We start from the raw sequence: 19,930 nt of genomic DNA on the forward strand, positions 1-19,930 counted from the left end.
GCACCCGGGTTTCGGCGCCGCCTACGCGCCTTCCTTCAACACCCGTGCGATCAGGGTGCGTTGGGCCTCGGTCAGGCGCGGATCGGCGCAGTGCACCGTGCGGCCGTCCACGGTGATCTCGTAGTGGAAGCCGTCCGGCACGCCGACCGACGGCTCGGCGTGGCCCTCGTCGAGCGCCGCCTTCGCCAGGGCGTGCCACTCGGCGGCATCGGGCCGGCCCGAGGTGTCGATCTCGGCCCGGCGCTCGATGCCGGCGAATCCTCCTGTGCGGGAAACCTGGATACGCATGGCCTCTGTCTAGCAGCCCCGCTCGGTCGCGTCAGCGCGTATGCGTCAGGCGGGCGGAATCCCGACCTGCGACCAGGCCTTCTGCACCGCCTGGTATTCCGCGCCCTCGCCGTAGCGGGCCCTGGCCGCGGCCACCGTGAGCTTCGCGAAGTCCTTGAACATCGCCTGGGTGCCGAGGTGCCCGCCGGTGAGCACGTCGTACCAGATCTGCCCGGCGCGCTCCCAGGCCTTGCCGCCGAGCTCGTCGGCGAGCAGGTAGAAGGCGTGGTTGGGGATGCCCGAGTTGATGTGCACACCGCCGTTGTCGCGGCCGGTGGTCACGTAGTGGTCCATCGTGGCGGGCTGCGGGTCCTTGCCGAGCACCGGGTCGTCGTACGCCGTCCCCGGGGCCTTCATCGAGCGCAGTGCGTCGCCGTGGACGCCGGGCGCGAGCAGACCCGCGCCGATGAGCCAGTCGGCCTGGTGGGCGTCCTGGTCGAGGGAGTACTGCTTGACCAGCGAGCCGAACACGTCCGACATGGACTCGTTCAGGGCGCCCGGCTGGCCGAAGTAGGTGAGGTTCGCGGTGTGCTGGGTGACGCCGTGGGTCAGCTCGTGGCCGATGACGTCGACGGGCAGCGTGAAGTCCAGGAAGATCTGGCCGTCACCGTCGCCGAACACCATCTGGGTGCCGTTCCAGAAGGCGTTGTTGTAGCTGTGGTCGAAGTGGACCGTCGCGTCGAGCGGCATCCCGTTGCCGTCGATCGAATGCCGCTGGTACGCCTTCAGGTACAGCTCGAAGGTCGCGCCGAGCCCCGCGTAGGCGCGGTTCACGGTCGCGTCCTGGACGGGCGCCTGGCCCTCGCCGCGGACCTTGTGGCCGGGCAGGGCGGTGGTGTGCTGGGCGTCGTAGACGGTGCGCTGCGGCTGGCCGGCGCCCCCGCCCGCGGGCGGGGCGACCGGCTCGGCGCCGAGGACGGTGGTCAGCCGGCGTTCGGTGCGCTGGGCGGCGTCCGCGATGAAGGTCCGGCGGGCGATGCGCGCGAGCGCGGGGTCCTCGGCCTCGATGAGCCGGTCGAAGACGTGGGGCGGAATGATGGTGCAGAAAACCGGGTTGGTGGTGGCGTCCATGCCGGGCAATGTGGCACTGGGTCATGGGGCTGTCACTAGTCGCCACCATGATTGTGAAGCGTGCTTTCTCTACGACACTTCCCGGCCATTCGCGCCCACGAGATGCTGACGACCTCAGGCGGACGAGGCATACGTCACCTTTTGTCCGATTCGGTTTCGGTGTCCCGCATACTGATACGGGACCGGCGCTCGCGCCGTCCCTCGGCTAGGCTGCGGCATCATGCGTATCGGGCTGCTTCTCCTTAGCTGCCGCGGCGAGGGCCTGTAGTCGTAGGCCGACCCCCTCCCCGCGGGATCTGGTGTTGCGCTCGACAGTCGGCCTCCCCCGAGCTCTTAAGGAGCAGGGGGGACCCCCATCTCTCGCAGAGATCATGAGGAGCCGCACGCCATGTCCCAGCCCGTTGGTCGCCCGACCCCCGTCACCAACGCCACCCAGGCGCAGAAGCCGTCCGGGATGCCGATCCACAAGTACGGTCAGTACGACGCCGTGGACATCCCCGACCGCACCTGGCCGAACGGCCGGATCACCAAGGCCCCGCGCTGGCTGTCGACCGACCTGCGGGACGGCAACCAGGCACTGATCGACCCGATGAGCCCGGCCCGCAAGCGCGAGATGTTCGACCTGCTGGTGCGCATGGGCTACAAGGAGATCGAGGTCGGCTTCCCCTCCTCCGGCGAGACCGACTTCAACTTCGTACGCTCCATCATCGAAGAGGGTGCGATCCCCGAGGACGTGACGATCTCCGTCCTGACCCAGGCCCGCGAAGAGCTGATCGAGCGCACCGTGGAGTCCCTGCGCGGCGCCCACCGCGCCACCGTGCACCTGTACAACGCGACCGCCCCCACCTTCCGCCGGGTCGTCTTCCGCGGCACCAAGGAGCAGGTCAAGCAGATCGCGGTGGACGGCACGCGGCTGGTCATGGAGTACGCGGACAAGATCCTGGGCGACGAGACGATCTTCGGCTACCAGTACTCGCCGGAGATCTTCACGGACACCGAGCTGGACTTCGCGCTGGAGGTCTGCGAGGCGGTGTGCGACGTCTGGCAGCCCGAGGAGGGCCGCGAGATCATCCTCAACCTGCCCGCCACGGTGGAGCGTTCCACCCCCTCGACGCACGCGGACCGCTTCGAGTGGATGAGCCGCAACCTGTCGCGCCGCGAGTACGTGTGCCTGTCCGTGCACCCCCACAACGACCGCGGCACGGCGGTCGCGGCGGCCGAGCTGGCGATCATGGCCGGCGCCGACCGCATCGAGGGCTGCCTGTTCGGCCAGGGCGAGCGCACCGGCAACGTCGACCTGGTGACCCTGGGCATGAACCTGTTCAGCCAGGGCGTGGACCCGCAGATCGACTTCTCCCAGATCGACGAGATCCGCCGCACCTCCGAGTACTGCAACCAGATGGAGATCCACCCGCGCCACCCCTACGCGGGCGACCTGGTCTACACCGCCTTCTCCGGCTCCCACCAGGACGCCATCAAGAAGGGCTTCGACGCGATGGAGGCCGACGCGGCCGCCGCGGGCAGGACGGTGGACGAGATCGAGTGGGCGGTTCCGTACCTGCCCATCGACCCGAAGGACGTCGGCCGCTCGTACGAGGCCGTCATCCGGGTCAACTCGCAGTCCGGCAAGGGCGGCATCGCCTACGTCCTGAAGAACGACCACAAGCTGGACCTGCCGCGCCGGATGCAGATCGAGTTCTCGAAGATCATCCAGCAGAAGACGGACTCCGAGGGCGGCGAGGTCACTCCGACCGCGATCTGGTCGGTCTTCCAGGACGAGTACCTGCCCAACCCCGAGAACCCGTGGGGCCGCATCCAGCTGCGCTCCGGCCAGACGACGACGGACAAGGACGGCCGCGACACCCTGACCGTCGAGGCGGTCGTCGACGGCCGGGACACGGTCCTGACCGGCACCGGCAACGGCCCGATCTCGGCCTTCTTCGAGGCGCTGGCCACGACGGGCGTCGACGCGCGGCTGCTGGACTACCAGGAGCACACGATGAGCGAGGGCGCGTCCGCGCAGGCCGCGTCGTACATCGAGTGCGCGATCGACGGGGTCGTGCTGTGGGGTATCGGCATCGACGCGAACACGACGCGGGCGTCGCTGAAGGCGGTCATCTCGGCGGTCAACCGCGCGTCCCGCTGACCGCGGACGGCGGGGGTGCGCCGGGGCTCCGCCCCGGACCCCGTCGAGCCCCCCGGCCCCACCCCTTCCCGCTGTGACACCCTGCGGCTCCGCCGCGTGGCCTCCGGGGGCGGGTGGGGCGGAGTGTGTGCGGTTCTTCGGCTGCGGACCGTGCGTGGTTGCCCGCGCCCACGCGGCGGAGCCGCCAATGTCGCAGCCCCGCGCCCCCAGCGGCATCGACCCGACCGGCACCGGCGTCCCCGGCCCGTCATGGGGGTCCCTCCCCGGCCCATGAGGCCTTGGGGGAGATCGAGGACGAGCGCCGCTCAGGCGCGAACGGGGTGCAGGGGGGCGGAGCCCCCGCCGGGGGCCGGGGCGGAGCTCCGGGGACCTCCTTTTTCGACCTCGCCCCCGGAGGGTTCCGGGAAGGGGCGGGGTGGGGGAGAGTCGCCCGCGGGGCCGCCCTGAGCTGAGGGTTTGGGCGGGCCCACGCCGCTCACCCCCGCGACGGCAACGGCACCTTTCCGCCATCCACCGACCTCTCCTCCTTCCGGGGTGCTGACGCCGCATCATGGATGTGGCTAACATCACGTCAACGCGGCAACGTTGCCGGAGCGTTACGGAGGTGCGCGGTGCGGCCAGCACGGGGACAGAACGGTACGAACCCGACCGGGACGCCCGGTCCCCGCCTCCGGCCCCGCCTCTGGTCAGTCCGCATCCTGTGGCACACCGTGGGAGACGGCGAGTTCTTCTGCCCCGACTGCGGCGGCGACCGGAACTACCAGCGCCGCACCGGCCGCAGACGCCTCACGGTGCTCGGCGTCCCGCTCGCCACCCGCGGCACCGCCGGTCCGGTGGTCGAATGCGCCGCCTGCCAGGGCCACTTCGGGACGGAAGTCCTGGACCACCCCACCACGACCCGCTTCTCCGCGATGCTCCGCGACGCCGTGCACACCGTCGCCCTCGCCGTCCTCGCGGCGGGCGGCACTTCGTCCCGTACGGTCACCACGACCGCCGTCGCCACCGTCCGGGCGGCCGGGTTCGACGACTGCACCGAGGACCAGCTCGTCGCCCTCATCGAGGCCCTGGCGGCGGACACCGGCCGGTTCCTCGCCGACCCGGTCGACGACACCGACCCCTGCGGCGCGGCCCTCGCGATCGAGCTCCACGAGGCCCTCGAACCGCTGGCCCCGCACCTCGCCCCCGCCGGCCGCGAGTCCATCCTGTTGCAGGGGGCCCGGATCGCGCTCGCGGACGGCCCGTACAGCGCGGCCGAACGCGAGGTGCTCAGCACGGTCGGCGGCGCGCTCTCGCTCTGCGCGGACGACACCGCCCGGCTGCTCGCGGCCGCCCGCACACCCTCGTAAGAGCTAATTCTTGATCTTGTACTCGCAGATCTTGTCCGAGGCGCCGTTCTGGTTGTCCGCGACCTGCTTGCCGTCGACCTTGATGGTGCAGGGCGCGGCCTGAAGCATGCCGTCCGCGCGCTTCACGGAGCCCGGCACCACCGACACCGTGACGCCGACGTCGAGCTCCGCGTCCTCCAGCGTCACGGTCTCGGTCTTCGTCCAGGGCAGCGTCACCTGCTCGAAGTGGTTGGTGTTGCCGATCCACATCACCTGCGACCTGCCCGTGCCGCCCACCTCGAAGACGACCTGGTGCGGCGCGCCCTTGCGGTCCGGCGCCGAGCCCTTCGCGCTGCCGCCCGCCGAGGCGCTCGGCTTCGCGTCGCCCGCCTTGGCCGCGCCCCCGTCCTTCTTCTCGCTCCCGCACCCGGTGAGCAGCGCGGCCGCCGCGAGCAGGGTGATGGCGAGGGTGGCTGTCTTGCGCATGTGCGTACGTCCCCGTTGTCGTGCTGATCGGTACTGGTCCCGCACAAGACCGTAGATCATGCCCCCGGATGCCCGGACACCGCCCGAGGGCGGCACACGACAGCGCGCCAATCCCCGTACGGCAATGCATTGTCGGGTATCCGGAACATCCTGAACATTCGCGCGAAGAAACCTCTCTTTACGAGCTGCGCGGCCGATCCCCAGCGGAAACATCCCCTTACTGCTTGCGAATTTCCTGTTCGAAATCGCCGGTGGGTCAACGGATATCCGGACAGCGGGACGTGAGCCCGTCCGTGGCTCCCTGCCCGGCTCCGGCCTGCTCTCCACCTCCCGTGCCGCATCTCCGTAACGGAAGAAAACGCGGTGGCGGAATCGGTCGCGGGTGAATTGCAGGATGTGCGCGCCCGGTCCGGAATTATGCGGCGATTGCTCCTGCTCGATCCGATGTGGTGACCGAACGAAAAACTGGGATCATGGAGCGGCCGGGGCCGCCCGGCACCCGATACTGCCCGTGGACCCAAGTTCCGTACTGCCGGAGGGAAACCCATGACCGCAGTCCCGCCCGTGGGTTCGTACGTCGTCGACACCGGGAGCGGAAGACTGGGCCAGGTGATGGGGCGCGAGGGGCCCTACCTCCAACTGCGGCCGTTCGGCGGCGGGCGCGAGTGGGACTGCCTGCCGGAGGCCGCCCGGGCCGCGACCACCACGGAGCGGCTCAGAGCGGCCACGGCGTACGCGAACGCGCGCAGCCGGGGCGAGGTGCCGTGAGCCACGCCTGCCGGTCAGGGGCCGCATTACTCCCGGGGGAGTAACGGAGGCGGCCCGGACGCCCCCGGAAGTACGGATGATCTCGGTCGTCGGCGTGACGAAAGAGCCCCCCGCGGGCCCGACGCTGGAAACACCGGGCAGGCCACGAGGGTCTTCCGGATGCCAGCCGGAGGGGGACCCGCCATGGGGTCGACGAGATCAGCACCAACGAGGTCGGTATCAGTGGGATCGGTGCCGACCGGGGGATCAACTGCCCGGAAACGGCGGGCAGTTCCCTGGGGCGTGCTCGCCCTGTGGGTGATCGTGCTCGCCGTCGCCGGGTCGTTCGCGGGCAGGCTCGGGGACGTACAGCGCGACCAGACCGCCGACTATCTGCCGGCCGGCGCCGACTCCACCCAGGTCGCCAAGCTCCAGGACAAGCTGCCCGGCGGCGAGATCACCAGCCTCGTGCTCGTCTACCACCGCGACGGCGGTCTCACGGCCGCCGACCGGAACGCCGCCGCGGAGCAGCTCGCCGAGATCACCGTCCCGCCCGGCACCGAAGCCGCCAAGTCGCCCGCCGAGCTTGCCGCGGCCGACGACCCCAAGGACTTCGCGGCCGTCCAGCACGGCCCCGGCGTGACGTCCAAGGACGGCGCCACCCTCATGTACGCGGTGTCCACGGCCGCACCCGCCAAGGACGACGACGCGAAGAAGGCCTTCGTCGACGACGTACGCGCCCGCGCCGCCGACACCGACGGCATGACCGTCCGGGTCGGCGGGGACGGCGCCCTCGCGGTCGACGCGCGCGGCGTGTTCGGCTCCCTCGACGGGACGCTGATGCTGGCCACCGGCCTGGTGGTCGCGCTGCTCCTCGTCCTCACCTACCGCAGCCCCGTGCTGTGGCTGGTGCCGCTGGTCGTCGTCGGCGCGGGCGCGGTCTGCGCCCGGGCCGCCGTGTACGGCCTCGCCACCTGGTCCGGGATCACGGTGACCAGCCAGAGCGCCGGCATCATGACCGTCCTCGTCTTCGGCGCGGGCACCGACTACGCGCTCCTCCTCGTCGCCCGCTACCGCGACGAACTGCGCCGCAACCCCCTCCCGTACGACGCGATGCGCGCCGCCCTGCGCGGTTGCGGGCCCGCCCTGCTCGCCTCGTCCGGCACGGTCGTGGCCGGTCTGGTCTGCCTGCTCGCCGCCGACCTCAACAACATCAGGGGGCTCGGCCCGGTCGGCGCGATCGGGGTGCTGTGCGCGCTCGCCGCGATGCTCACCCTGCTGCCCGCCATCCTGGTCCTGCTCGGACGGCGGGTGTTCTGGCCGCTGATCCCGGCGTACGGAAGCGAACCCAGGCGGCGCCGCCGCGACCTGTTCGCCGCGATGGGCAGCTCGGCGGGCAAGCGGCCGACTGCCGTACTGCTCACGGGAGTTGTCCTCCTCGGCGCCCTCGCGCTCGGCGCGTTCCACCTGCCCGGCGCGCTCAAGCAGGAGGACAGCTACACCACCAAGCCCGAGTCGACCCTCGCCATGGGCACGCTCGCCACCGCCTTCCCGGACCGCAGCAGCCGGCCCATCGAGGTCATGACCCCGACCGGCCAGGCGGACCGCACGCTCGCCGCCGCCCGGTCCGTCGAAGGCGTCGCGAGCGCCGAACGGGGCCGCAGCGGCGGCGGCTGGACCGAGATCGCCGTCACCGCGAAGGCCGCCCCCGAATCGGCGGACGAGAGCGCCACCATCGGACGGCTGCGAGCCCACCTCACCGGCGCGCACGTCGGCGGAGCCAGCGCCCAGGCCCTCGACCTCGCCGACACCAACTCCCACGACCGGCTGATCGTCATCCCCCTCGTCCTCGCCTCCGTCCTGCTCGTCCTCGCCCTGCTCCTGCGCAGCCTCGTCGCCCCGCTGCTGCTCGTCGCCGCCGTCGTCGCGGTGTGGGGAGCGGCCATGGGCATCGGCGGCCTGGTCTTCGGGCCGGTCCTCGGCTTCTCCGGCCTCGACCCCGGCCTTCCCCTGCTGACCTTCGTGTTCCTGGTCGCCCTCGGCGTCGACTACGGCATCTTCCTCATGCACCGCACCCGCGAGGAGACCCTGCGCGGAGCCGGGCCGCGTGAGGCCGCGCTGACCGCCCTGCGCACCACCGGCGGCGTGATCGCCTCGGCGGGCACGGTGCTCGCCGCCACGTTCGCGGTGCTCGCCTCGCTGCCGCTCGTGATGTTCGTCGAAATGGGCACGATCATCGCGGTCGGGGTGCTCCTGGACACCTTCCTGGTGCGCACCTACCTGGTGACCAGCGCCAACCTGCTGCTCGCCCGCAGGGTCTGGTGGCCGGGCAGCCTCTCCCACACCCCGCAACCGGCCGCCGGACCGTCCTCGGCACTGGTCGGCGGCCCGCGGTGAGGACGAGGATGGCAGGGTGGCTGACGTGAACACACTGACGGGCCCGAGCCTCGGGGAGCGGGTGACGGCGCTGCTGCACCGCGAACCCGGCGACAGCGCGCACCCGCTGCGGGCCGACACGGCGCTCGCCGCCGGGGCCGGGCTGCTGGGCGCGGCCATCGCCTACGCCGACACCGCGCTGCGGCCCGACGCCCTCGGCTGGGCCCTGCTCGCGGGGGCCGCGCTCGCCCTGACCGGGCGACGCAGCCACCCGGTCGCGGCCCTCGCGGTGGTCGTGGCCTGCATCGCCCCGTACCAACTGCTCGACAACGCCCACATGGGGGCCATGCCGATCGCGATGACCGCGCTGTACACGGTCGCCGTGACCGGCACGGTCCGCCGGACCGTGACCGCCGGCGTCTGCGTCGTGGGCATGGCCGTCACCGGCATGTCGTTCAACGGGGTCCACCGGGCCTTCGACGTGTTCCGCACCTCCGGCTGGCTGGTGGCCGCCCTCGTCTTCGGGGTCGCCCTGCGCAACTCCCGTGCCTACGTCGCCGAACAGCGGGCCGTCGCCGCCCGCGAGACCGAGCGCAAACTCACCGAGGAACGCCTGCGCATCGCCCGCGACCTGCACGACCTGCTCGCCCACAGCATCACCCTGATCGGCGTGCGCACCTCGGTCGCCGCGCACGTCCTGACCGCGTCCCCCGAGCGGCTCGACCGGGCGGCGGTGGCGGCCGCCCTCGACTCCATCGCCGACACCTGCCGCGAGGCCCGCGCCGAACTGCGCACCACCCTGACCGTGCTGCGCGCCGACGAGCACGGGCCGCTGCCCGACCTCGACGGGCTCGCCGACCTGGCCCGCAGCGCGCAGGCCGAGCTGACCGTGGAGGCCGACGGCGTGCACGTGCCGCCCGCCGTGGGCGCAGCGGCCTACCGCATCGTCCAGGAGTCGCTGACCAACGCGGTACGGCACGCGGGCCCCGACGCCACCGCCCGGGTCCGCGTCGAGGCGGCGGGCGCACTGCTCCGCGTCACCGTCACCGACGACGGCCGGGGCGGCGCCGCCGAGGGCTCCGGCTTCGGAATCGTAGGAATGCAGGAGCGGGCCCGCAGCGTGGGCGGCACCCTGGAGGCGGGCCCGCGCGCGGGCGGCGGCTTCCGGGTGACGGCGGACCTTCCGCTGGCGGCACGCCCGTTGAAGGCCACCGCGTGAGCGTCCAGGACTTCCCGGCCTTCCGCACCTTCCGGGCTTTGCGGGCCGCGCCGAACCCTCCCCTCGTACTGCCGCGTTCCTTGGAGGCAACCGCATGACAGCTGCTGTGCCGGACGGCGGCAGCATCCGGGTGGTGCTCGCCGACGACCAGACCCTGGTCCGGTCGGCCTTCGCGATGCTCGTCGAGTCGGCCCCCGACATGACCGTCGTCGGCCAGGCGGGCACCGGAGCGGAAGCCGTCGGCCTCGCCCACTCGGCGCGGGCCGACGTGGTCGTCATGGACCTGCGGATGCCGGGCACGGACGGCATCGAGGCGACCCGCCTGATCGCCGCATCCGAGGACCTCGCCGGGGTGAAGGTGCTGGTCCTGACGACGTACGACACCGACGAGAACGTCCTGGAGGCGCTGCGGGCAGGCGCCTCCGGCTTCCTGGTGAAGGACACCCGCCCCGCCGAACTCCTGGACGCCATCCGCACGGTGGCGGCCGGCGACGCGCTGCTCTCGCCGGGACCGACGGCGAGCCTGATAGCCCGGGTGCTGCGAGCACCCCGCCCGGCGGCAGGCAACGGCCCCGGCGCCCTGACCGCCCTCTCCTCCCGGGAACGCGAGGTCCTGACGCTGGTCGCCCGGGGCCTCAACAACACGGAGATCGCGGACGCGCTGGCCCTGAGCCCGCTGACCGCGAAGACCCATGTCAGCCGGATCATGGGGAAATCCGGGGTACGGGACCGGGCCCAGCTGGTGATCCTGGCGTACGAGTCGGGGCTTGTGGTGCCGGGCGGGTGAGGCCGGCGGGGCTCGGCCCTGCCCGGGGTCGGTCGGTCCCGTAGGCCTGGACCGGGGCTCAGCCCTGGCCCGGCCCGTCGGTCCCGTCGGCCGGCTTGATCAGGGAGTCCTCGGCGGGCCGGGTCTTGGAGGCGCCCTTGGCGGGGTCGGAGGCGGCCGGGAGCGGGGCGAGCTCGCTGCCGTTCCAGCGCAGGGTGGTGTCGGACTCGCGGTTGCGGCCGCCCGCGGGCTCGGTGACGACGAGATCGGTGCCGAGCGTGGCGGCGCTCGTACCGGGCCGCCCGGCGTATTCGAGGACGGCGTGGGCCTGCTCGCCCACCGCGGTGTAGACCCAGAGGATGGTGCGGCCCAAGTCGTCGTAGGCGAGCACGAGTTCGCGCTTCCCGTCACCGGTGAGATCGGCGTACGCGGGCGCCCGCAGCCGGCAGGACGAGCCGTCGGGGCACTCCTTGAGGCCGCTCTGCACCGCACGGTCGGTCGCCGGATCGGCGGCGAGGAGCCGTACGCCGTCGACCCGCGCGAGATCCCCGTCCGGCACCGTGACCCCCGGCACGGGCCCGCGCGCGTGGAAACCCTGACCGGGCTTGGCGGGCGCCGCGGCGGCGGTGTGGTCGGGCCACAGCGGGGAGGCGGTCACCGAAGCGGACGACGTGGCCGCCGGCCCGTCGTCCCGCACGCCCTCGCCCGCCGAACACCCCGCGAGCGCCAGCACGGCGAACGCGCAGACCGCCGTGCGGGCACGGCGAGCGGTCGTGGGCAGCGGCATTCCGGTCCGTTCGGGTGGGAGGAAGAACTCAGGTCACAGGAGAAGAGCCCCCTGCTGGCGCAATGGTGCCCCATCGCCCTGTGCAAACACCGTGAACCGGACCGGGTCCGGGCATCCCGGCGCGCCCGGACCGCTTGAGGGGCCTGGGGAGAGCGCACCCGGGGTGATCCGTGCCACGTCGCCCGGACGGGGTCGCGGTTCCTCCGCAGGCGACCCCGGCGACCCTGCCCCTGCGGGCCGTGGGTGGCCGGTCGCGCAGTTCCCCGCGCCCCTGGCAGCATCCATCCTGGCCGGCATCGGCGTCTTCAGCCCGTCATGGGGGTACCCCCTGGCCCTTAAGGCCTTGGGGGAGTTTGAGGACGAGCGCCCTTCAGGCGCGAACGGGGTCCGGGGCGGAGCCCCAGGGTCCTTCACCCCCCGGAGGCCACGCGGCGGAGCCGCAGGATGTCACAGCGGGAAGGGGCGGGGTGGGGGACTCGCCCCGTGCAGGACAATGGCCACATGAGTCTGTTCCGTGATGACGGCATCGTGCTGCGCACCCAGAAGCTCGGGGAAGCCGACCGCATCATCACGCTGCTCACCCGCAACCACGGCCGGGTGCGGGCCGTGGCCCGCGGGGTGCGGCGGACCAANGGGTGCGGGCCGTGGCCCGCGGGGTGCGGCGGACCAAGTCCAAGTTCGGGGCACGGCTCGAACCGTTCAGCCACGTCGACGTGCAGTTCTTCGCGCGCGGCAGCGAACTCGTCGGCCGCGGACTCCCCTTGTGCACCCAGAGTGAAACCATCGCTCCGTACGGTGGCGGCATCGTCACCGACTACGCCCGGTACACCGCCGGCACCGCCATGCTGGAGACGGCGGAACGGTTCACCGACAACGAGGGCGAGCCGGCCGTGCAGCAGTACCTGCTCCTGGTCGGCGGGCTGCGCACGCTCGCCCGCGGCGAGCACGCCCCGCACCTCATCCTGGACGCCTTCCTGCTGCGCTCGCTCGCCGTGAACGGATACGCCCCGAGTTTCGAGGATTGCGCGAAATGCGGCATGCACGGCCCCAACCGGTTCTTCTCCGTCGCGGGCGGCGGCGTCATATGCGGTGACTGCCGCGTACCCGGCAGCGTCGTACCCTCTGCGGAGGCCATCGGACTGCTCAGCGCGCTGCTCACGGGGGACTGGGAGACGGCGGACGCGAGCGAGCCGAGGCATGTGCGGGAGGGCAGCGGGCTCGTATCGGCCTATCTGCACTGGCACTTGGAGCGCGGCCTGCGCTCCCTGCGGTACGTAGAGAAGAACTGAGCATCTAGGGAGAGAGCTCCACATGGCAGTACGCGGAATCCTGGGCGGGCGGTCGCGGCGCGATTACAAGACCCCCGAGCCGCACCCCTCGGGCGCGGTGCCGCCGAAGATCCCGGCGGAGCTGGTGCCCAACCACGTCGCCTGCGTCATGGACGGCAACGGCCGCTGGGCCAAGGAGCGCGGCCTGCCCCGCACCGAGGGCCACAAGGTCGGCGAGGGCGTCGTCCTGGACGTCCTCAAGGGCTGCCTGGAGATGGGCGTCAAGAACCTCTCCCTGTACGCCTTCTCGACCGAGAACTGGAAGCGCTCGCCCGAAGAGGTCCGCTTCCTGATGAACTTCAACCGCGACGTCATCCGGCGCCGCCGCGACGAGATGAACGAGCTCGGCATCCGCATCCGCTGGGTCGGCCGCATGCCCAAGATGTGGAAGTCCGTCGTCCAGGAGCTCCAGGTCGCCCAGGAGCAGACCGTCGACAACGACGCCATGACGCTGTACTTCTGCGTCAACTACGGCGGGCGGGCCGAGGTCGCCGACGCCGCGCAGGCCATCGCGCGCGACGTCGCCGCCGGCAAGCTCGACCCGTCGAAGGTCAACGAGAAGACCTTCGCCAAGTACCTGTACTACCCCGACATGCCGGACGTCGACCTGTTCCTGCGCCCCAGTGGCGAGCAGCGCACCTCCAACTACCTGATCTGGCAGTCCAGTTACGCCGAGATGGTGTTCCAGGACGTGCTGTGGCCCGACTTCGACCGGCGCGACCTGTGGCGGGCCTGCCTGGAGTTCGCCTCCCGCGACCGCCGCTTCGGCGGGGCCGTCCCCAACGAGGCGCTGGCCGCGCTCGACAAGAGCGGCGACCTGCCCCGGCAGTGACGGTGAACCGTACGGAACGGCTGTACGCCCTGGTCGAGGAGCTCCGCGCGATCGCGCCCCGGCCGCGCACGGTGGGCTGGCTCGCGACGCGCTTCGAGGTGTCGGCCCGCACGGTGCAGCGCGACCTCCAGGCGCTGATGGCGTCGGGGACGCCGGTGCGCTGCGAGGCGGGGCGTCGCGGGGGCTGGTTCATCGACCCCGCGATGACGCTGCCGCCGGTCAACCTCACCAGCGAGGAGGCCCTCGCGGTGGCCGCGGCGCCGGCCGGGGCGGAGTCCTCGACGCCGTTCTCCTCGGGCGCGCCGGGCGCCATGCGCAAGCTGGCGGCGGCGCTGTCCGCGGATGCGGCGTCCTCGGTACGGGATCTGGCCTCGCGCATCCACGTGCTGCCGGGGCGGACCTCGGCGGGGGTGCTGCGGACCGTCGAACTCGGCGTTCTGGAGCGGAAGTTGCTGCGGATTCGCTACGCGGATGCGGCGGGGTGCGAGTCGTCCCGGCTGGTCGAGCCGGGTGGGCTGCTGTGTGCGGAGGGCGGCTGGTACCTGGTGGGCTGGTGCCGGCTCCGGGGGGCCGGGCGGGGGTTCCGCCTCGACCGGATCCGGGCGGCGGAGCGGTTGGACGAGGGGTGCGTGCCGCGGCCGTTGTCCCTGCTGGACGGGGAGCTGGCGGGGCGGGCGGGAAGCCCGGTGTCGCTGAGCTCGCTGGCGGGGGAGGGCCTCCCCACCCCGCCCCTTCCCTAGACCCTCCGGGGGCGTCGTTCGGCTGCGGCCCGGTGGTCGTACCTGGGGCTCCGCCCCAGACCCCGTATCGCGCCTTGAGGGCGCTCGTCCTCAAACTCCCCCAAGGCCTCAAGGGCCAGGGGGTACCCCCATGACGGGCTGGGAATGCCTGCATGGGCACCCTGCCAAGGGCAACTCAGCTGGGGGCGCGGGGAACTGCGCGAGCAACCACGCACGGTCCGCGGGCTGAAGGTGTCGGGGTTCGGGGTGCAGCCCGGGGGAGCCCGCACCGCACCCTGGCAGGGGCGCGGGGAACTGCGCGACCAGCCGTCCACGGTCCGCGGTCGAAAGGGGGGTCAGGGGCGGGGCGGAGCCCCGAGGGGGGTTGGAGGGGGAGGCTCCCTACGAGTTCCCCGGGCTCGCGCACGCCTCACACGTGCCGAAGATCTCTACCGTGTGGGCCACGTTCACATACCCGTGCGCCGCCGCGATCGACTCCGCCCACTTCTCGACCGCCGGCCCCTCCACCTCCACGGCCTTCCCGCACACCCGGCACACCAGGTGATGGTGGTGGTCGCCCGAAGAGCAGCGCCGGTACACCGACTCCCCGTCGCTGGTGCGCAGCACATCCACCTCGCCCGCGTCCGCGAGGGACTGCAGCGTGCGGTAGACGGTGGTCAGGCCCACCGAGTCACCCCGGTGCTTGAGCATGTCGTGCAGTTCCTGTGCGCTGCGGAACTCGTCCACCTCGTCCAGCGCCGCCGCCACCGCGGCACGCTGCCGGGTCGACCGGCCTCGTACGGGGGCGGTATTCGACCCGCCGAGTGGCGCTGTCGTCACAGGTGCCTCCAAGCCTTGACCCGTACAAACTCTCCTTGGGCCATTGTGCCAGCTCCCGCTCAGGCCGTGACCTCGCCGGCCTGAGGCTTTGCCGCGGCGGGCACGTCGAGCCCGCACTCGCCCTCGGCCGGTGCGGCCGTCCCGGCCCGGGCCCGCCGCTTGGCCAGCGGCGTCGCAAGTCCCGTCAGGACGATGAAGATCGCGATCGTGAACAGGACGATGACCGCCCCCGGCGGCACATCCTCGTAGTACGTCACCACCGTGCCGCTCAGCGTCACCGTCACCCCGATCGCCACCGCGATCGCGAAGGTCAGGGCGAAGCTGCGGGACAGCTGCTGCGCGGCCGCCACCGGCACCACCATCAGGGCCGAGACGAGGAGGAGGCCGACCACGCGCATGGCCACCGTCACTGTTACCGCTGCCGTCACCGCTGTCAGGAGGTTCAGGGCGCGTACCGGCAGACCCGTCACACGTGCGAACTCCTCGTCCTGGCTGACCGCGAAGAGCTGGCGGCGCAGGCCCACGGTCACGGCCAGGACGAACGCCGCCAGGAGGCCGATCGCCCAGACGTCGGACGGGGAGACCGTCGACAGGGAGCCGAAGAGGTAGGAGTTCAGGTTGGCCGTCGAGCCGCCCGGCGCGAGGTTGATGAAGAGCACGCCGCCCGCCATGCCGCCGTAGAACAGCATCGCGAGCGCGATGTCGCCGCGCGTCTTGCCGTACCAGCGGATCAGTTCCATCGTGACGGCGCCGAGGACGGAGACCAGGGTCGCCATCCACACCGGGGAGGTGGAGAGGAGGAAGCCGAGGCCCACGCCGGTCATCGCCACATGGCCGATGCCGTCGCCCATCAGCGCCTGGCGGCGCTGGACCAGGTAGATCCCGACGGCGGGCGCGGTGATCCCGACGAGTACCGCGGCGATCAACGCCCGCTGCATGAACGGGGAGTTCAGGATTTCCATCATGGTCAGGTCAGCAGTCCCGTGCGTACCGGCTCGGCGGCCGTGTGCGGATGTACGTGGTCGTGGCCGGGCAGTGCGTGCTGGCCGACGGCCCTGGGCGGCGGGCCGTCGTGCACGACGCACCCGTCGCGCAGCACCACCGCCCGGTCGATCAGCGGCTCCAGGGGCCCGAGTTCGTGCAGGACGAGGAGGACCGAGGCGCCCGCGGAGACCTGTTCGCGCAGGGTCGCCGCCAGGATTTCCTGGCTCTCGATGTCGACGCCCGCCATCGGCTCGTCCATGATCAGGAGTTCCGGGTCGGCCGCCAGGGCCCGGGCTATGAGCACGCGCTGGTGCTGGCCGCCGGAGAGGGCGTCCACGGAGTCCTTCGCCCGGTCGGCGAGGCCCACCGCGGCGATCGCCCGGTCGACGGCCTCGCGGTCGGCCCTGCGCAGGATCCCGAAGCGGGTGCGCGACAGGCGCCCCGAGGAGACGACCTCGCGGATCGTGGCGGGCACCCCGCCCGCCGCGGTCGTGCGCTGCGGGACGTAGCCGACCCGCCCCCAGTCACGGAAGCGCCGGCGCGGGGTGCCGAAGATCTCGACCGAGCCGCCGCTGAGCGGCACCTGCCCGATGATCGTCCGGATCGCGGTGGACTTGCCCGAGCCGTTCGCGCCGAGCAGCGCGACGACCTCGCCGCGGTGCACGGCCAGGTCGATGCCGCGCAGCACGGGGCGCGAGCCGAGCTCGGCCGTCACCTTGGTGAGCGATATGACGGGCTCCACAGCAGGTGCCTCCAAAGCGGATGGACGGATGGTCACTTGGTGCCGAGCGCCGTCGTCAGGGCGGTCAGGTTGGACCGCATCACCGAGAAGTAGTCGGTGCCCTTCGACTTGTCGGTGATGCCCTCAAGAGGGTCGAGTACATCAGTCCTGAGCGAGGCGTCCGACGCCAGGGTCTTGGCGGTCTTGTCGCTGACCAGCGTCTCGTAGAAGACGGTCGTGACCCCGTCGGCCTTCGCCATCTTCTGGAGGTCCTTGATCCGGGCCGGGCTCGGCTCGGAGTCGGGGTCGAGGCCGTTGATGGCCTCCTCGGTCAGCCCGTAGCGCTCGGCGAGGTAGCCGAAGGCGGCGTGGGTGGTGATGAAGACCTTCGCCCTGGTGTTCCTGAGGGCGGCCGCGTACTCCTTGTCGAGGCCGTCGAGCTTCGCCACCAGGGCGTCGGTGTTCTTCGTGTAGTCCGCCGCGTGGGCCGGGTCGGCCTTCGCCAGGGCCGCGCCGACGCCCTTGGCGACCTCGGCGTACTTCACCGGGTCCAGCCAGATGTGCGGGTCGTCGCCGCTCTCGGAGTGGCTGTGGCCGTGGCCGGCGTGGTCCTCCTCGCCGGCCGCCGTGTGGTCGTGCGCGGCGGCGTGCCCGCCCACCTCGTTGCCGTGCTTCTCCATCGTGGTGAGCGTCGAGGCGTCGACCTTGGTCTTGACGTCGGCCTGCTGGACGGCCTCGTCCACGGCGGGCTGCAGGCCCTTGAGGTAGACGACCGCGTCGGCGTCGTTGAGCTTCGCGGTCTGCTTGGCGCTGATCTCCAGGTCGTGCGGCTCCACGCCCGGCTTCGTCAGGCCGGTGACCGAGACGTGGTCGCCGCCTATCTGCTCGGTCAGGAACTGCAGCGGGTAGAACGACGCCACCACGTCCAGGCGGCCGCCCTTCCTGTCCGCCGCGGCCGAGCCCGACCCACAGGCGGTGAGGGCCGTGAGACCGAGGAGGGCGGCGCAGGACAGGGCGGCCGTGGGTATGAGGCGTCGTACGTTCATGACATCCATTTTCAACAAAGATGGAAACGGTTGTCAATAATTGCGTCCGACGGCTCTTGGTGAGGGGTCGTGCACGGGCCCCGCGCGGTAACCGATTTGATAGAGGGGGTGCGGCCGCCGCTAATCTGGGGCATTCGCTGTTCCCCCGTTCGTCGTCGTCGTTAATGAAGAGAGCACCGTGGCCGCCGACAAGATCGACACCATCGTCAACCTGAGCAAGCGCCGTGGCTTCGTCTACCCGTGCAGCGAGATCTACGGTGGTCAGCGTGCCGCCTGGGACTACGGGCCGCTGGGTGTCGAGCTGAAGGAGAACCTGAAGCGCCAGTGGTGGCGCTACATGGTCACCTCGCGCGAGGACGTCGTCGGCATCGACTCGTCGGTGATCCTGGCCTCCGAGGTCTGGGAGGCCTCCGGTCACGTCGCGACCTTCACCGACCCGCTCACCGAGTGCACCTCCTGCCACAAGCGCTTCCGCGCGGACCACCTGGAAGAGGCGTACGAGGAGAAGCACGGCAAGGCCCCCGCGAACGGCCTCGCCGACCTCAACTGCCCCAACTGCGGCAACAAGGGCACCTTCACCGAGCCCAAGAGCTTCTCGGGCCTGCTCTCCACCCACCTCGGCCCGACCCAGGACACCGGCTCGGTCGCCTACCTGCGCCCCGAGACCGCCCAGGGCATCTTCACCAACTTCGGCCAGGTCCAGCAGACTTCCCGCAAGAAGCCGCCGTTCGGCATCGCGCAGATGGGCAAGTCCTTCCGCAACGAGATCACGCCGGGCAACTTCATCTTCCGCACCCGAGAGTTCGAGCAGATGGAGATGGAGTTCTTCGTCAAGCCCGGCGAGGACGAGCAGTGGCAGGAATACTGGATGGAGCAGCGCTGGAACTGGTACACGGGCCTCGGCATGCGTGAAGAGAACATGCGCTGGTACGAGCACCCCGCCGAGAAGCTCTCGCACTACTCCAAGCGCACCGCGGACATCGAGTACCGCTTCAGCTTCGGCGGCAGCGAGTGGGGCGAGCTCGAAGGCGTGGCCAACCGCACCGACTACGACCTCTCCGCGCACTCCAAGGCCTCCGGCCACGACCTCTCCTACTTCGACCAGGAGGCCGGCGAGCGCTGGACGCCGTACGTCATCGAGCCCGCGGCCGGTGTCGGCCGCGCGATGCTGGCGTTCCTGCTCGACGCCTACAGCGAGGACGAGGCGCCCAACGCCAAGGGCGTCATGGAGAAGCGCGCCGTGATGCGCCTGGACCCGCGCCTGGCTCCGGTCAAGGTCGCCGTCCTGCCGCTGTCCCGCAACCCGCAGCTCTCCCCGAAGGCCAAGGGCCTCGCGGCGGACCTGCGGCAGAACTGGAACATCGAGTTCGACGACGCGGGCGCCATCGGCCGCCGTTACCGTCGCCAGGACGAGATCGGTACGCCGTTCTGTGTGACCGTCGACTTCGACACGCTCGACGACAACGCGGTCACCGTTCGCGAGCGGGACACCATGGCCCAGGAGCGGGTCTCCCTGGACCAGATCCAGCAGTACCTCGGCAGCAGGCTGCTGGGCTGCTAAAGGGGGATCACCCCTGGGGGCTCTGCCCCCAGACCCGCATGAACAAGCCCCGGGTTCCAGTTGGAGCCCGGGGCTTTTCCTTGCGCAGCACGGGAGTCACTGCTTGCGCAGCGCCACCACCCCGCACGCCACCGCCATCGGCAGCTCCGCCGCCAGGGCCAGGGTCAGGGCCGTGGGGAGGTCGCCGGGGGACGCTGTCGTCACGTCGAACCACGCGTCCATCACGAGCAGCGCCGCCGTCGCCGCGGCGAGCTGGGAGGCCCGGGGGTCCTTGCGCCTCATCAGGACTCCCGTGCCGGTCAGGCCCGCCGCGAGCAGGGCGTCCAGGCCGATCCACGCCGTCGACCAGTTGGAGACCTCCGTCGTCTGCGGCAGCGTCTTGGCGAGCACCACCATCCACGGCACCAGCGCTATCCCGGCCCCGGTCAGGACGGTCGCCAGGCGCGGCCGACGGCGCAGGACTCCCGAAGTGCCCACGACGGTACGGGGCTTACGGCTCGTACGGATCTGAGGGGCGACGAGAGTCATGGCGGCGGGCTCCTTCCGGCCCGGCGGTCCCTCCGCCCGAGCACAGCAACAAGACTCGCCTTCCGGACGGCTCCGGTCAGTAACGCGGCTGTCCGAACCGGGGGTGGTGCTGGCTATACCC

General features: G+C 71.5%; 18 protein-coding genes and 1 pseudogene. 10 read left to right on the plus strand and 9 right to left on the minus strand.

Going from position 1 to position 19,930, the window contains the following annotated elements; all coding sequences use genetic code 11:
• Positions 1-21: 21 nt before the first annotated feature.
• Together ABD346_RS23235 and ABD346_RS23240 are read right to left on the minus strand one after the other, a co-directional pair.
• Positions 22-288, minus strand: a complete 267-nt coding sequence (locus tag ABD346_RS23235; protein WP_344377352.1) for a protealysin inhibitor emfourin — start codon at positions 286-288, stop codon at positions 22-24.
• A 45-nt stretch (positions 289-333) separates the two neighbouring features.
• Entirely contained in the window at positions 334-1,398 is a 1,065-nt protein-coding gene (locus tag ABD346_RS23240) for a M4 family metallopeptidase (protein WP_344377353.1), read from the minus strand.
• A 388-nt stretch (positions 1,399-1,786) separates the two neighbouring features.
• On the opposite strand from ABD346_RS23240, the gene leuA reads away from it, so the two are divergent.
• A complete protein-coding gene (gene leuA, locus ABD346_RS23245; protein WP_344377354.1) occupies positions 1,787-3,544 on the plus strand; it encodes a 2-isopropylmalate synthase in 1,758 nt (585 codons plus the stop codon).
• 611 nt (positions 3,545-4,155) lie between these two features.
• Complete coding sequence (locus ABD346_RS23250; protein WP_344377356.1) at positions 4,156-4,890, plus strand: tellurite resistance TerB family protein; 735 nt, start codon at positions 4,156-4,158, stop codon at positions 4,888-4,890.
• A gap of 3 nt (positions 4,891-4,893) precedes the next feature.
• Here ABD346_RS23250 and ABD346_RS23255 read toward each other — a convergent pair whose 3' ends face one another.
• Entirely contained in the window at positions 4,894-5,355 is a 462-nt protein-coding gene (locus tag ABD346_RS23255; protein WP_344377358.1) for a hypothetical protein, read from the minus strand.
• Positions 5,356-5,901: 546 nt separating this feature from the next.
• On the opposite strand from ABD346_RS23255, the gene ABD346_RS23260 reads away from it, so the two are divergent.
• The 4 genes from ABD346_RS23260 to ABD346_RS23275 all read left to right on the plus strand — a co-directional run bounded on the left by ABD346_RS23260 (position 5,902) and on the right by ABD346_RS23275 (position 10,484).
• A complete protein-coding gene (locus ABD346_RS23260) occupies positions 5,902-6,123 on the plus strand; it encodes a hypothetical protein (RefSeq protein ID WP_344377359.1) in 222 nt (73 codons plus the stop codon).
• Between the two features lie 183 nt (positions 6,124-6,306).
• Positions 6,307-8,499: an MMPL family transporter gene (locus ABD346_RS23265; protein WP_381226703.1), complete on the plus strand. Its 2,193-nt coding sequence runs from the start codon at positions 6,307-6,309 to the stop codon at positions 8,497-8,499.
• A 25-nt stretch (positions 8,500-8,524) separates the two neighbouring features.
• On the plus strand, positions 8,525-9,697 hold the full coding sequence (locus ABD346_RS23270) for a sensor histidine kinase (RefSeq protein WP_344377362.1): 1,173 nt from the start codon (positions 8,525-8,527) through the stop codon (positions 9,695-9,697).
• A 94-nt stretch (positions 9,698-9,791) separates the two neighbouring features.
• Positions 9,792-10,484: a response regulator gene (locus ABD346_RS23275; protein ID WP_344377363.1), complete on the plus strand. Its 693-nt coding sequence runs from the start codon at positions 9,792-9,794 to the stop codon at positions 10,482-10,484.
• Positions 10,485-10,542: 58 nt separating this feature from the next.
• Here the strand turns inward: ABD346_RS23275 and ABD346_RS23280 are convergent, their stop codons facing one another.
• A complete protein-coding gene (locus ABD346_RS23280) occupies positions 10,543-11,250 on the minus strand; it encodes a hypothetical protein (protein WP_344377364.1) in 708 nt (235 codons plus the stop codon).
• Positions 11,251-11,751: 501 nt separating this feature from the next.
• Between ABD346_RS23280 and recO the strand changes: the two are divergent.
• The 3 genes and pseudogenes from recO to ABD346_RS23295 all read left to right on the plus strand — a co-directional run bounded on the left by recO (position 11,752) and on the right by ABD346_RS23295 (position 14,150).
• Positions 11,752-12,539: pseudogene (gene recO, locus ABD346_RS23285) on the plus strand (DNA repair protein RecO).
• A 22-nt stretch (positions 12,540-12,561) separates the two neighbouring features.
• On the plus strand, positions 12,562-13,410 hold the full coding sequence (locus ABD346_RS23290) for an isoprenyl transferase (RefSeq protein ID WP_344377365.1): 849 nt from the start codon (positions 12,562-12,564) through the stop codon (positions 13,408-13,410).
• Positions 13,411-13,412: 2 nt separating this feature from the next.
• On the plus strand, positions 13,413-14,150 hold the full coding sequence (locus ABD346_RS23295) for a helix-turn-helix transcriptional regulator (protein ID WP_344377368.1): 738 nt from the start codon (positions 13,413-13,415) through the stop codon (positions 14,148-14,150).
• Positions 14,151-14,531: 381 nt separating this feature from the next.
• On the opposite strand, the gene ABD346_RS23300 is transcribed toward ABD346_RS23295, so the two are convergent.
• From ABD346_RS23300 to ABD346_RS23315, 4 genes are read right to left on the minus strand one after another with little or no spacing between them, the layout of a single operon-like run.
• A complete protein-coding gene (locus ABD346_RS23300) occupies positions 14,532-14,969 on the minus strand; it encodes a Fur family transcriptional regulator (protein ID WP_344377370.1) in 438 nt (145 codons plus the stop codon).
• A gap of 59 nt (positions 14,970-15,028) precedes the next feature.
• A complete protein-coding gene (locus ABD346_RS23305) occupies positions 15,029-15,931 on the minus strand; it encodes a metal ABC transporter permease (protein WP_344377688.1) in 903 nt (300 codons plus the stop codon).
• A gap of 5 nt (positions 15,932-15,936) precedes the next feature.
• Positions 15,937-16,710, minus strand: coding sequence for a metal ABC transporter ATP-binding protein (locus ABD346_RS23310; protein ID WP_344377371.1), 774 nt, complete (start codon positions 16,708-16,710; stop codon positions 15,937-15,939).
• Between the two features lie 17 nt (positions 16,711-16,727).
• Positions 16,728-17,720 (minus strand): metal ABC transporter substrate-binding protein, encoded by a 993-nt coding sequence (locus ABD346_RS23315; RefSeq protein ID WP_344377373.1) that lies wholly within the window; start codon positions 17,718-17,720, stop codon positions 16,728-16,730.
• A 178-nt stretch (positions 17,721-17,898) separates the two neighbouring features.
• Between ABD346_RS23315 and ABD346_RS23320 the strand changes: the two genes are divergently transcribed.
• On the plus strand, positions 17,899-19,281 hold the full coding sequence (locus tag ABD346_RS23320) for a glycine--tRNA ligase (RefSeq protein WP_344377374.1): 1,383 nt from the start codon (positions 17,899-17,901) through the stop codon (positions 19,279-19,281).
• A 96-nt stretch (positions 19,282-19,377) separates the two neighbouring features.
• On the opposite strand, the gene ABD346_RS23325 is transcribed toward ABD346_RS23320, so the two are convergent.
• Complete coding sequence (locus ABD346_RS23325; protein ID WP_344377376.1) at positions 19,378-19,809, minus strand: LPXTG cell wall anchor domain-containing protein; 432 nt, start codon at positions 19,807-19,809, stop codon at positions 19,378-19,380.
• Positions 19,810-19,930: the final 121 nt, after the last annotated feature.

Source organism: Streptomyces mauvecolor (genome assembly GCF_039532965.1).
In the GTDB taxonomy this organism is placed as follows: Bacteria; Actinomycetota; Actinomycetes; order Streptomycetales; family Streptomycetaceae; genus Streptomyces; species Streptomyces violascens.